This is a genomic window from Pseudoduganella sp. GW821-FHT12E03, from assembly GCF_058807115.1.
In genome coordinates, this window is sequence record NZ_JBXAQJ010000005.1 from 332,770 (window position 1) to 346,174 (window position 13,405).

Sequence of the window (13,405 nt, forward strand, 5' to 3'; positions counted from 1 at the left end):
ATCGGACGCGGCCAGGGAATGGGGAAATGCAGGGCCGCGCACCTCGTGTGTGCAGACTAGGACTGGGCGTACCTAAGGAATGCGTTCCTGGTACGAGTGGCTGGCGGGGCTTGATGCGATGGCACGGCGCATGGCGTCAGTCTCTGGGCAGAGGCCTCTGTTAAGCGATAAGCCAATTTATCACATTTTTACGCCGGGAACGAACGCGCAACATGTCATGCACGAGTATCAATGCTGCCAGTATTGCAATACCCATTGCATGGCAGCGTCCACCGGACGGCGCGACCGGTGACGCCAGGGCGGACCGGTGGCCGCCCCGGGTGGCTCAGGCCGGCATTTCCGCGCTGATTTCCGCCCGCGTTTCAATCAGGATTTTCTTCAGTTCCGGCACGCACGAGCCGCAATTGCCGCCCGCCTTCACGCACGCCGTGACTTCCGGCACGGATTTCAAATCCTTGTCGCGGATCGCCGAGCAAATCGTATTGCGGCCCACGCCAAAGCACGAACACACGGTCGGGCCCGCATCGACGCCTTGTTTCATCGGACGTCCGATCAGCAAACCGGCACGGTCCAGATCGGACAGCGTCTCTTCCGCGAACAAGCCGGCCAGCCAGCCGCGCGCCGGTAAATCCAGGCGCGGAGACAGGAACACGCACTGTTCGATGCGGTCATTCACCACGTGCACGGCGCGGTACATGCGCTCGCTCTTGTCGGCATATTCGAGCCAGTCGGCGTCCGGGTCGGTCACGCCCAGCAATTCGCGCGCCCAGGCCGTGAAATCATCGATGTTCTTGCGCCCGGCCATTTCATAGCGGGCGAATTCCTTGCCCTGGATACGGGTCCAGTGCGCCACACTCTCCAGGTTCAGTTCCGTGCGCGACAGCACGAACGCATGCCAGTTCACACGGAATTGCTCGATGCGCACCGGCGTGTGCTTGAATTCCGGTTCGCCCGACACCGGGTCCACCACCGGATTGACCAGCGCACCGACGCGGGCATCGGACGAAGTCTGGTTATTCCAGTGGATGGGCACGAACACGCTGCCGCGCGCAATGCCGCCGCCATGCTGCACCCGCGCCACCATCGCGCCCCACTTGCTGGTGATGCGCGCCAGTTCGCCTTCGCGTACACCGTAAATCAGCGCATCTTGCGGGTGCATGTCGATGAATGATTCCGGGATGTGGTCGGCCAGCTTGGCGGAACGGCCTGTACGCGTCATCGTGTGCCACTGGTCGCGCACGCGGCCGGTGTTCAGGGTCAATGGAAAATCTTCTTCCGGCATGTTGGCAGGCAGGCGCGGGGCGGTGGCGATAAAGCGCGCCCGGCGGTCCGGGTGCGAGAAGCGGCCATCAAAGAACATCCGCTTCGCGCCCTCCTTGTCACCCGCCAGCAATGGCCACTGCACCGGCGCCATCGCGTCATAGGCTTGCGCGCCCTGGCCCGCCAGGCCGGCCATATTGAACTTGCGCGGCAAATCGCTGTCGTCATTGCGCCAGGCGGACAGGCGCGCGTGTTCATCGAAGACTTCATAGGCATTGGCGAAATCGAAGCCCGTATAGCCCATGCGCTGCGCGAATTGCGCAATGATCAGCCAGTCCGCGCGCGCTTCGCCCGGCGCCGGCAGGAAGGCGCGCTGGCGCGACACGCGGCGTTCGGAATTGGTGACGGTGCCATCCTTCTCGCCCCAGCCCAGCGCCGGCAACAGCACGTCGGCAAAGGCATTGGTGTCGGTGCGTTCGATGATGTCGGAAGACACCACCAATTCGCATTTGGCCAGCGCGCGGCGCACCTGGTCCGCATCGGGCAGGCTGACCACCGGGTTGGTCGCCATCACCCACACGGCTTTGACTTTACCTTCTTCGATCGCGTGGAACAGGTCCACGGCTTTCAGGCCGCCTTTATCGGCCATGCGCGGCGAATCCCAGAACGTGCGCACCGCGTTGCGGTGTTCCGCATTTTCCAGGTCCATGTGCGCGGCCAGCATGTTGGCCAGGCCGCCCACTTCACGGCCGCCCATGGCGTTCGGCTGGCCGGTGATGGAAAACGGGCCCATGCCTTCCTTGCCGATACGGCCGCCGATCAGGTGGCAATTGATAATCGCATTGGCTTTATCCGTCCCCGCCGATGACTGGTTCACGCCCATCGAGTAGCCGGTAATGACTTTCGCATTGGCGGCAAACGCTTCATAAAATTCCGTCAGCGCTTCGACACTGACGCGGCACGTCTTGGCCACCTTGGCGATATCGCCGCATTCCTGATCGGCAGCCGCCAGCGCGGCGTCCAGGCCATTGGTGTGCTCCGCGACAAACTCGGCATCGATGGCGCCGATCTGATTCAGGTAGCTCAGCAAGCCATTGAACAGCCAGACATCGGTGCCGGGTTTGACCGGCAAGTGCAAGTCCGCCAGTTCGCAGGTGGCGGTGCGGCGCGGATCGATCACGACCAGTTTGATGTCCGGACGCTTTTCTTTGGCTTTGGCGATGCGCTGGAACAGGATCGGATGGCACCATGCGGCGTTGGAACCGACCAGCACGATCATGTCCGCCGATTCCAGGTCGTCGTAGCAGACCGGCACCACGTCTTCGCCAAACGCGCGCTTGTGGCCGGCCACGGCGGACGACATGCACAGGCGCGAATTGGTATCGATGTTGGCGCTGCCGACGTAGCCTTTCATCAATTTGTTGGCGACGTAATAGTCTTCCGTCAGCAACTGGCCGGACACATACAGCGCCACCGCGTCCGGACCGTGTTCATCGATGATGGCTTGCCATTTATCGGCCACCTGTCCCAGCGCGTCATCCCACGAGACGCGGCGCAGCGCATCCGAACCACGCTGGTCACGCACCATCGGATACAGCAGGCGCCCTTCCAGGCTGATGGTATCGCCCAATGCGGAACCTTTGACGCACAGGCGTCCCGCGTTGGCCGGGTGCGCCGTGTCGCCGGCAATCTCAAAACCGCCGTCAGCCTTGGGCGTCGCCTTCACGCCACAGCCGACGCCGCAATAGGCGCAGGTGGTTTGTACGGACAGGGGGACGGTGGACAGGTTCACGATATTCTCACTTATTTCAATTTTTGCTTCAGTGGCGACTCATGGCGGCTTCCTGCGGAAACCGCCCTACGTTCCTCGGCACACCACGGTCCGTAGGGCGGCTTTTACAAAGCCGCCATGCAGTCACGCGGCGCTTAACTCTTCGCCAAACAACAAGGTCTGCCGCATACGCGTGATATCGGCCTTCTTCTGGATCAGGTCGAAGTACCACGGGCCATCCTTGACATCGCCATACAGCACGGCGCCGATGATGCAGCCTTCCTTCAATACCAGGCGTTTATAAACGCCCTTGCGCGGATCGCGCAGCACCAGGTCTTCGCTGCCTTCGCCGCCGATAAAGTCACCAACCGAATACAAGTCTACACCCGTGACTTTCAGGCGGGTCGGCGATGCTTGCTGGACGTAGCGGCGGTGGCCGGCGCCGGCCAAGTGGGCGCCGCAAACGCGCGCCTGGTCCCAGATCGGCGCCACCAGGCCAAAGGTGGCGCTGCGGTGCTGCACGCATTCGCCCACGGCATAGATACGGGGATCGTATGTCTGCAGCGTATCGTCCACCACGATGGCGCGGTCGCAATGCAGGCCCGCGTCCTTGGCCAGCGCAATGTTCGGACGCACACCGGCCGTCATCACCACCAGGTCGGCGGGAATCTCGGAACCATCCTTGAAGCGCACGCCGGTCACGCGGTCCGGGCCGGTAATCTCGGCGGTCTGCGCGTTGAGCAGGAAACGCAGGCCGCGCGCCTCCAGCGCTTTTTGCAGCAGCGCCGCGGCAGGCTTGTCCAGCTGCTGGTTCATCAGGCTGTCCGTCACATGCACCACCGTGACTTCCATCCCCTGGCGCATCAAGCCGTTGGCCGCTTCCAGTCCCAGCAAGCCGCCGCCGATCACCACCGCGTGGCGATGGTTGCGCGACGCTTCCAGCATGGTTTCCACGTCCTGGATGTCACGGAACGCAATCACGCCCGGCAATTCATGGCCCGGCACCGGGATGATGAACGGCTTCGAGCCCGTCGCCAGCAGCAGGCGGTCATAGCGCACTTCCTTGCCCGACTGCGCACGCACGATGCGGCGCGAACGGTCGATGTGGACCACCGGGTCGCCGGCGTGCAGGGTGATGTTGTGGCTGTCGTACCATTCACGCGTATTGAGCATGATGTCGTCCACCGTCTTTTCGCCGGCCAGTACGGGCGACAGCAGGATACGGTTGTAATTGCCGTAAGGCTCCGCGCCAAACACCGTGATGTCGTACAGGTCCGGCGCGAGCTTGTACAGCTCCTCGACGGTGCGCATGCCAGCCATGCCATTGCCGATCACTACCAGCGCGGGCTTCATGATTACGCCCCTACCAGCACTTTGCCGTTTTCAATCCGCGCCGGGTACGTTGCGATCGCATGTTCCGGCGCTTCCAGGCACTCGCCCGTTTGCAGGTCGAAGTGATGCTTGTAGATCGGTGAGGCCACCACGATGCGCTCACCGAGGTTGCCGACCAGGCCGCGCGACAGCACGGAGGCGTTGGAATTCGGGTCGAAGTTGGATACGGCAAACACGCGCTGCTCGCCATCGCTCAGATGGAACACCGCCACGGCTTCGCCGTTCAGCAGGGCGCACACGCCGGTGTTGGGCACGATGTCGGCCAGGTCGCACACGGTGGTCCAGTTGGCGGTCATATTGTCACGATGCATGATGTTCTCCTTACTGAGGATGCCCGGCCTGAAGGTCCGGCACCTGTGTCTGCTATGAGGATGCCCGGCCTGAAGGCCCGGCACCATGGTACTTAAGCTGCTTTGATCGGGATGATGCGGGCCTTGCGCTCTTCCAGCGTGGCCGGGCGGATCTGGCCGCGCTCGTCCATGAAGACCACGTTCGGATCGGCCTTGTCGCTGTTGACGAAGGTACGGAAGCGCTTGCGGGTTTCCGGATCCGTCACGGCCAGCTTCCATTCGCATTCGTAGGTATCAACCACGTGCTGCATGTCTTTTTCCAGCTCCGCTGCGATCCCCAGCTTGTCGTTGATGACCACGTCCTTCAGGTAATCCAGGCCGCCTTCCATGTTGTCGCGCCATACGCTGGTACGCTGCAGGCGGTCCGCGGTGCGGGTGTAGAACATCAGGAAGCGGTCGATGTATTGCACCAGCGTAGCCTTGTCCAGGTCGGACGCGATCAGTTCCGCGTGGCGTGGCTTCATGCCGCCATTGCCACACACGTACAGGTTCCAGCCCTTCTCGGTGGCGATCACGCCGACGTCCTTGCCTTGCGCTTCGGCGCATTCGCGGGTGCAGCCGGACACGCCGAACTTGATCTTGTGCGGCGCGCGCAAGCCCTTGTAGCGGTTTTCCAGTTCAACCGCCAGGCCCACCGAATCATCAACACCGTAACGGCACCAGGTCGAGCCCACGCACGATTTCACGGTGCGCAGCGACTTGCCGTACGCGTGGCCGGTTTCAAAGCCGGCGGCAATCAATTCTTCCCAGATCAGCGGCAATTGCTCGACGCGGGCGCCAAACAGGTCGACCCGCTGGCCGCCCGTGATCTTGGTGTACAGGCCATATTTTTTCGCCACCGTGCCGACCGCGATCAGGCCATCGGCCGTGACTTCACCACCGGCCATGCGCGGCACCACGGAATACGTGCCGTCTTTCTGGATATTGCCCAGGAAGTAGTCATTCGAATCCTGCAGGCTGGCGTGCTCTTTCTTCAGCACGAAGTCATTCCAGCACGATGCCAGGATCGATGCCGCCAGCGGTTTGCAAATATCGCAACCGAGGCCTTTGCCGTGCTGCTCGATCAATTGGCCGAAGCTGCGGATATTGCCGACTTTGATCAGGTGGAACAGTTCCTGGCGCGAGTAGGCAAAGTGTTCGCATACGTGGTTGTTGACATCCATGCCGAGTTTTTTCATCTCGGCCTTCATCACTTGCGTCACCAGCGGCACGCAGCCGCCGCAGGCCGTGCCGGCCTTGGTGCAGCTCTTCAGCGAACCGATCGTGGTGCAGCCGCCGGCCACGGCTTCGCACAGCGCGCCTTTCGACACGTCGTTGCACGAACAGATTTGCGCGGTGTCCGGCAGCGCATCCACGCCCAGGCCCGGCCGGGCCTTGCCATCGGATTGCGGCAAGATCAGGAATTCCGGCGATTCCGGCAATTCCATCTTGTTCAGCATCATTTGCAGCAAGGTGCCATATTCGCTGGCGTCGCCCACCAGCACGCCACCGAGCAGGTAGCGGCCGCAGCTCGACACGACGATTTTCTTGTACACCTGCTTGCGTTCATCCATGAACTGGTACGAACGCGCCCCCTCTTCCTTGCCATGCGGGTCGCCGATCGATGCCACATCGACGCCCATCAATTTCAACTTGGTGCTCATGTCGGCGCCGTTGAACTCAGCCGCCTCGCCCAGCATGTGCTTGACGGCCACGCGGGCCATTTCATAGCCCGGCGCCACCAGGCCGAAAATCAGGCCGCCCCACAGTGCGCATTCGCCAATCGCGTAAATGTCGCGGTCGGACGTCAGGCAATTGTTGTCGATCACGATGCCACCGCGCGCGCCGATTTCCAGGCCGCATTCCTTGGCCAGCATGTCGCGTGGACGGATACCGGCGGAGAACACCACCATGTCGGCATCAAGGTGCGAACCGTCAAAGAATTCCAGGCGGTGCGTACCGCTTTCACCGTTCACGATGGCGGTGGTGTTTTTCGCCGTGTGCACCGTCACGCCCAGCGCTTCGATCTTCGAGCGCAGCATGCGGGCGCCGCCATCATCGACCTGCACCGCCATCAGGCGCGGTGCGAATTCCACCACGTGGGTTTCCAGGTTCATGTCGCGCAGCGCCTTGGCGCACTCCAGGCCCAGCAAGCCGCCGCCGATCACCACACCGGTCTTCGAGCGGGCGCCGCATTCCGACATGGCTTCCAGGTCTTCAATGGTGCGATACACGAAGCAATCCTTGCGGTCCTTGCCTGGCAGCGGTGGCACGAAAGGATAGGAACCGGTGGCCAGCACCAGCTTGTCGTAAGACAGAACATCACCGTCATTGGTCGTCACGGTCTTGGCGGCCGGATCGATCACGGTAGCGCGGGTATTCAAGCGCAGCACCATGTCGTCACGGTCGAAGAAGCCTTCCTTCACCAGCGACAAGTCATCCGCGCTTTTCCCGGCAAAGAATTCCGACAGGTGTACGCGGTCGTACGCCGGACGGGGTTCTTCACACAGCACCGTCACTTGCACGTTAGTGCCAGGCGCCTTGTGCGTCGCCAGGCTTTCCAGGAACTTGTGGCCTACCATGCCGTGGCCGATGACGATGATTTTCATGTTCTTACTCCTTGAGGTTTTTAAGCGGCAGCCAGGGCTGTCTCTTCTACTTTTTCGGCGCTGAAGCGCGCTGCGATTGCGCACAGGGCGGAAGCCGCCACCAGTACGCCGAGGATGGTGAGGGTTTGCTGCGTGTCGCCGGTGCCCTTCATCAGGAAGCCCGCGGCCACGGCGCCAACGTTGCCGCCTGCGCCGATGATGCCGGCCACGCCGCCCAGGGCGCGCTTGTCAACGAACGGCACCAGCGCATAGGTCGAACCGCAAGCCATGTGGGTGAACAGGCCGAAGATCAGCATCGCAATGACGGCCATCGCCACGCTCTCGGCTTTCGCGAACCACAGCAGGCCGATGCCTTCACCGATCATCATGATGAACAGCACGGTCACGCGGCTGTTCAGGGTGCCTTTCAGTGCCGCCTTGTCCGAGATATAGCCACCCAGTGCACGGGCAAACAGCGCCAGCAGACCGAAGCTGCCCGCCGCCATGCCGGCCTGGCCGATGCTCAGCTTGAAGTGGTCAACGTAGTAGGTGGCGGCGATGTTGTGGATGAAGATTTCCACGCCGAAGCAGGCGCCGTACGTAATGAACAGCAGCCAGACGCGGTAGTTGCCAGCAGCCAGCTTGAAGCTATCCCAGCCGCCTTTTTTGCCGCCTTCGATGGCGACACCGGCAGCGCGCAAGTCGCTGTAGTTACCTTCCGGGCAGTCTTGCGTATATTTGTAGTACACCACCGACATGATCAGCATCAGCACGCCCGGCACCATCAGGGCGGCGCGCCAGCCCAGCGATTCATGCACGCCCAGCATCACCATGGCGCCCATCAGCAGTGGCATGGCCGCTTGTGCCGCGCCGCCGCCGGCGTTACCCCAGCCGGCCGACGCCGCGTTGGCGGTGCCCACGACTTTCGGGGCGAACATCACGGACGTGTGGTACTGCGTGATCACGAAACTCGCGCCGACCGCGCCGATCAACAGGCGGAAGAACAGGAAGGTTTCATAGGTCTGCGCGAACGCCACACCCAGCACCGGGATCGAGCCCAGCGCCAGCAAGCCGGTGTAGGTCTTGCGCGGGCCGTAGCGGTCGCACATAGGGCCGATGATCAGGCGCACGATGATGGTGATGGCGACGGCCGCGATATTGATGTTGGCGATCTGCGCCGGGGTCAGGCCGAATTCACCTTTGATGATCGGCATCAGCGGTGCGCAAGCGAACCAGGCGAAGAAGCAGACGAAGAATGCCATCCACGTCAGGTGGAACGCCCGCATTGGCGCCGAAGAGATTGAAAACAAGTTGATGCTGTTAGCTTTGGTGGCCATTTTTTTATCCCGAAATAAAAACGGCGTCCGCTCAGCACTGATCTATTACCAGTCTGGGCGGACGCCGTTGTCCTTAGCTGTTCCTCCGTTGGACCAGCAGAATGTTTGGGAGGATCGCCTTTGATCCTATGCCTTAGCTATTGCAAGAGGTGTGCCAGGTGTTTTGACGGTGTTTACTTGTTAGCTATGAAAGAAAAACAGACTTTCATGCATATTGCGGTGCAGCAGTGCACGCTTATGGTGCATCGGATTGGTGCGCATCAGGCGGCGTTGCGGGCAGCTTCGACAACATGGGCTTCGCCTGGCCACGCATCCGCACAGCGCACCACATCGCCCACCACGATCACGGCCGGGCTGCCGATACCGCTGGCCGCCAGCGCTGCCGGCAATTCGCCCAGGGTGGTGATCAACTGCCGTTGCGCCGTGCGGGTGGCCGATTGCACCACGGCGACCGGGGTCTCCATGGAAGCGCCGCCCGCCAGCAAGCCGGCCTGGATCTGCGCGCAGCGCGCCACGCCCATATAGATGACCAGGGTCAGCCTGCTTTGCGCCAGTGCGGGCCAGTTCGGTTCCGATTGCGCATCCTTGCCGTGGCCCGTGACGAACACCGCGCCCTGGCTCCAGTCGCGGTGGGTCAACGGAATGCCGATCGAGGCGGCGCCGGCCAGGCCGCTGGTAATGCCGGGCACCACGTCGACGGTAATGCCCTGCGCCAGCAAATGCGCGCGCTCTTCGCCGCCCCGCCCAAACATGTAAGGATCGCCACCCTTCAGGCGCACCACGTGGTGGCCCGCTCGTGCCTCCGCAATCATCAGGCGTTCGATGAATTCCTGCGGCGTCTGCGCGCAGCCACCGCGCTTGCCGACATACACGACGCGGGCCGATGACGGCGCCAGCGCCATGATGGCGTCGCTGACCAGGTCATCGACCAGCAATACGTCGGCCGCGGCAATCGCCTTGACGGCTTTGACTGTCAGCAAATCCGGATCGCCGGGGCCTGCACCTACCAATGTCACTTTGCTCATGTTGCACCTATCCTGTTCCTGCGGCCATTAAGCGCTGGCGGTAGCCAATGCTGTTTTCACCATGTCGTCGATCTCTCCCGTGATGCCGGACATCACGCCCGCCACCACCGCGAATTCCTTGCCGGCCGGCCCGGCCCGCGCCGCCACCACGCGCGCATTGAACGACACCATGCGCGCCTGCCGGGCAATGGTTTCAATGTCGGTGATCACGGAGCGCAGCTGGTTTTTCATCTTCAGTGCATGGCGCTTGGATTGTTCTTCATAGATCGCCGTCACCTGGTTCAGCAGCGCCAGCAGCGGCGTGGTGCTGGCCACCAGTTCCGCCAGCAAGCCCTGCACGCTGCGCAAGCCGTTTTCCGCCGCGCTCAGGGTGCGCTCGGCCAGTTCGATGAATTCGCGGATCTGGCGGTCGCCGCCAGTACGGCCGAAATATGCTTCTTCCAGCGCCGGGCAGAAAATGCCGGGCAAGGTGTCGCTGCCATTGACCAGCACCTGGTGCGCATCGCGGAACAGTTTCAGCGCCTCGCGCGCCACCGCCACCGCGCCTTCCTGGCCCTGGCCCGCCAGCACCGCATACAGCACCAGCCGTTGCGACGTGAACCGGCGGCGGCCGGACAGGTTGATCAATGCGCCAAATACTTCGCCCGACAGCTTGGGCGCGTCCTTCTTGACGGCGGCTGCTGCTGATCCGTGTGCCATATGCACCTCTCTCTATTTACTGCCTGATGCCGAACGACGCCGCATAGCGGGCCGGGTCGCGCCCGTCCCATACCTTGCCGTCCATCAGGGTTGAACTTCGCAATACGCCTTGCGGCACCGGTGTCTCCGTCCATTCCGCCGCCTCGCGGTACAGGCTGGTCTGATGAACTGCGCTGGCCACGTCGTGGTAATCCGGGTCGGATTTCAGCAAGCCCCAGCGGCGCTGCTGCGTCATGAACCACATGCCGTCCGACAGGTACGGGAAATTGACGGCGCCTTCGTGGTGGAAGCGCAGCGCATGCGCATCTTCCCAGCTGTGCCCCATGCCGTCCTGGTAATGGCCGAGAATGCGCTGGCTGATCGCATCCTTGCCGGTGTTCACATAGGCTGTGCCGGAAATGATTTCCGCCATCGCCATGCGGTTGGCGCTGGATGCATCGATCCAGCGGCTCGCGTCCAGCACGGCGGCAATCATGGCGCGGCTGGTATTCGGGTGGCTGCGCACGAATTCACTCGACGCCGCCAGCACTTTTTCCGGGTGTTCCGGCCAGATGTTCTGGCTGGTGGCCGCCGTGATGCCGACGCCATCCATGACCGCCTTGTGGTTCCATGGTTCGCCCGCGCAAAAGCCATCCATATGGCCGGCTTGCAGGTACGGCACCATTTGCGCCGGCGGCACCGTGATGGCGCGCACGTCGCGCAGCGGATCGATGCCATGCGCGGCCAGCCAGTAATACAGCCACATGGCGTGGGTGCCGGTCGGGAACGTTTGGGCAAACGTGTAGGTGCGCCGCTGTCCGTCATGGCTGCTGGCCATCAGCGCGGCCAGGCTGGCGCCATCGGTGGCGCCCTGCTCCGCCAGGCGGCGCGACAGCGTGATGGCCTGGCCGTTGCGGTTCAGGTTCATCAGCACGGCCATATCCCGTGCCGGGCTGCCGATCCCCAGCTGCGTGCCATACACCATGCCATACAGTGCATGGGCGGCATCGAGTTCGCCCGTCAACAGCTTGTCGCGCACATTGGCCCACGACGATTCCCTGCTGGGCACAATCTTGATGCCATACTTTTCATCGAAGCCCAGCACGGCGGCCATGACAATGGAGGCGCAGTCAGTCAGGGGATTGAAACCAATCCTGACCAGTTGTTTTTCCGGACTTGCCTTACCCGCCATTACCGTCGCCATCGTCATCGCTCCATTGCAAAATAAAAAAGCGTCCCTACGGCACGAAACCATTCGTACTGTCGAGACGCCATTGTCTGGTGGGACACGACCGCCGTTGGCCACGTCCACACTTTGTTATTTGCAAGGAGCGTGCCAGTGGCAGCACGCGTGAGAAGGGGGAAAGAAGCAGGAAAAACCGCACCATCGTGGTGCAAATGTGTTGCAATGCACCAAATCAGGCCAGGTTCAGCCCAATAAATCTTCCACGTCGAGGACTCGCTGGGCGATTTCCGCCAGCCGCAAATTCTTGTTCATGGCCATGGTGCGCAGCTTTTGATAAGCCTTGTCTTCGGAAATGCCGTGGCGCGCCATCAGCAAGCCCTTGGCGCGTTCGACAACTTTGCGCTCGGCCAGCTTCATGCGGGTATCGTCCAGTTCCGCCAGCAGCTTTTGCTCCTGGGCGAAACGGGCCAGCGCCACGTTGAGCACCGGCTTGATGCGTTCCGGCTGCAAGCCCGCCACGATATAGGCGGACACGCCGGCCGCCATGGCGGCTTCCATGCTTGATTCCGTCTCATCTTCGGTAAACATGACGATCGGGCGGCGCTCGTCGCGCGTGGCGACGACGATATGTTCCAGCACGTCGCGCGCGTCCGATTCCGCGTCAACGATGATCATGTCGGGCTGGATCTCTGCAATCCGTTCGGGTAAATGAAAGTCGGCCGGCAGTGAAGCGACCAGTTGGTATCCGGCTTTTTTCAGGCCCGCCTGGACGGCATGGGCCCGCAGCGAGGCGTCACTCTCGTCAGGCGGATGTACTAAAACGATGCGTAATTTGCGGCTCATGCCTCATTTGCAAGCAATAAACGCGCCAAGGAGGGGCACGCCAGCACATTTTACGCTGAATAGGCGCGGGCGAAGCCACTCTTTATATTTTCCTCTTCGACTTATCGTTACATGCCCCAACGGAGCACGGTGCGGCGTTCGAGCGAGCGAAACATATTCAGAAGGCTGGCCGCGCCAGCGGGCTATGGCGCCGCATCATGCAGGATGGCGCCGGCCCATAAGACCTGTCCGGAACAAAGCAAACGGCCCCGGCGCCATGTGGCGGCCGGGGCCGTTTCAAACAGAATGGCAGCGGGCTTTTACAGTTCCGCGTACAGCGACAGGCGCTTTTGCTGCGCCGGCGCCAGTTGATCCAGGCTGGAGACAGCCAACTGGTCGCGCAGGTGGCCGTCCTGCAAGCCATAGACCCAGCCGTGCACCGTCAATTCCTGGCCACGGGCCCAGGCATCCTGCACGATGGTGGTCGAGCACACGTTAACCACCTGCTCCATGGCGTTCAGCTCGACCAGGCGGTCGGCGCGCGCGCCTTCCGGCAACACGGCGCCCAGGTAGCGCTCATGTTTCTGGTGCACGTCCTGCACGTGGCGCAGCCAGTTGTCGGCCAGACCGACACGGGTATTGGTCATGGCGGCATGCACCCCCTTGCAGCCGTAGTGGCCCACGATGATCACGTGCTTGACCTTCATCTGTTCAATCGCGAATTGCAGGACGGACAGGCAGTTCAAGTCCGTGTGCACCACCACGTTGGCGATGTTACGGTGCACGAATACTTTGCCTGGAGGCAGGCCCAGCAGTTCATTGGCGGGAACGCGGCTGTCCGAGCAGCCGATCCACAGGTATTCCGGCGTGACCTGGGTCAGGTCCTTGAAATAATTCGGGTCGTGCTGGACCTTCAAGTGCGCCCAGGCGCGGTTATTCTCCAGCAGGTTGGCCAGTGGGGAAGTCGTGTTGATGTCGCTCATGTATGTCCTCTCATATACGATGCATGGATCGGCT

10 protein-coding genes are annotated in these 13,405 nt (G+C 62.1%); all 10 read right to left on the minus strand.

All coding sequences use genetic code 11. The annotated features are described in order from the left end of the window. Window positions 1-325 precede the first annotated feature (325 nt). Window positions 326-3,052, minus strand: coding sequence for a molybdopterin-dependent oxidoreductase (locus tag AC1RRC_RS15005; protein ID WP_493056287.1), 2,727 nt, complete (start codon window positions 3,050-3,052; stop codon window positions 326-328). 123 nt (window positions 3,053-3,175) lie between these two features. Further along, on the minus strand, window positions 3,176-4,384 hold the full coding sequence (locus AC1RRC_RS15010) for an NAD(P)/FAD-dependent oxidoreductase (protein ID WP_493056288.1): 1,209 nt from the start codon (window positions 4,382-4,384) through the stop codon (window positions 3,176-3,178). Window positions 4,385-4,386: 2 nt separating this feature from the next. Next, on the minus strand, window positions 4,387-4,734 hold the full coding sequence (gene nirD / locus AC1RRC_RS15015) for a nitrite reductase small subunit NirD (RefSeq protein ID WP_493056289.1): 348 nt from the start codon (window positions 4,732-4,734) through the stop codon (window positions 4,387-4,389). A 92-nt stretch (window positions 4,735-4,826) separates the two neighbouring features. After that, window positions 4,827-7,361, minus strand: coding sequence for a nitrite reductase large subunit NirB (nirB, locus tag AC1RRC_RS15020; RefSeq protein WP_493056290.1), 2,535 nt, complete (start codon window positions 7,359-7,361; stop codon window positions 4,827-4,829). A 20-nt stretch (window positions 7,362-7,381) separates the two neighbouring features. After that, a complete protein-coding gene (locus AC1RRC_RS15025; protein ID WP_493056291.1) occupies window positions 7,382-8,677 on the minus strand; it encodes an MFS transporter in 1,296 nt (431 codons plus the stop codon). A gap of 260 nt (window positions 8,678-8,937) precedes the next feature. Then, complete coding sequence (gene cobA / locus AC1RRC_RS15030) at window positions 8,938-9,702, minus strand: uroporphyrinogen-III C-methyltransferase (protein WP_493056292.1); 765 nt, start codon at window positions 9,700-9,702, stop codon at window positions 8,938-8,940. A 27-nt stretch (window positions 9,703-9,729) separates the two neighbouring features. Beyond that, window positions 9,730-10,401 carry a methyl-accepting chemotaxis protein gene (locus AC1RRC_RS15035; RefSeq protein ID WP_493056293.1) on the minus strand — a complete coding sequence of 224 codons (672 nt, stop codon included), beginning with the start codon at window positions 10,399-10,401 and terminating at the stop codon, window positions 9,730-9,732. A 16-nt stretch (window positions 10,402-10,417) separates the two neighbouring features. Continuing rightward, window positions 10,418-11,572, minus strand: a complete 1,155-nt coding sequence (locus AC1RRC_RS15040) for a CmpA/NrtA family ABC transporter substrate-binding protein (RefSeq protein WP_493056294.1) — start codon at window positions 11,570-11,572, stop codon at window positions 10,418-10,420. Between the two features lie 237 nt (window positions 11,573-11,809). Further along, window positions 11,810-12,409: an ANTAR domain-containing response regulator gene (locus AC1RRC_RS15045; protein WP_493056295.1), complete on the minus strand. Its 600-nt coding sequence runs from the start codon at window positions 12,407-12,409 to the stop codon at window positions 11,810-11,812. A 299-nt stretch (window positions 12,410-12,708) separates the two neighbouring features. Continuing rightward, a complete protein-coding gene (gene can / locus AC1RRC_RS15050) occupies window positions 12,709-13,371 on the minus strand; it encodes a carbonate dehydratase (RefSeq protein WP_493056296.1) in 663 nt (220 codons plus the stop codon). Window positions 13,372-13,405 lie beyond the last annotated feature (34 nt).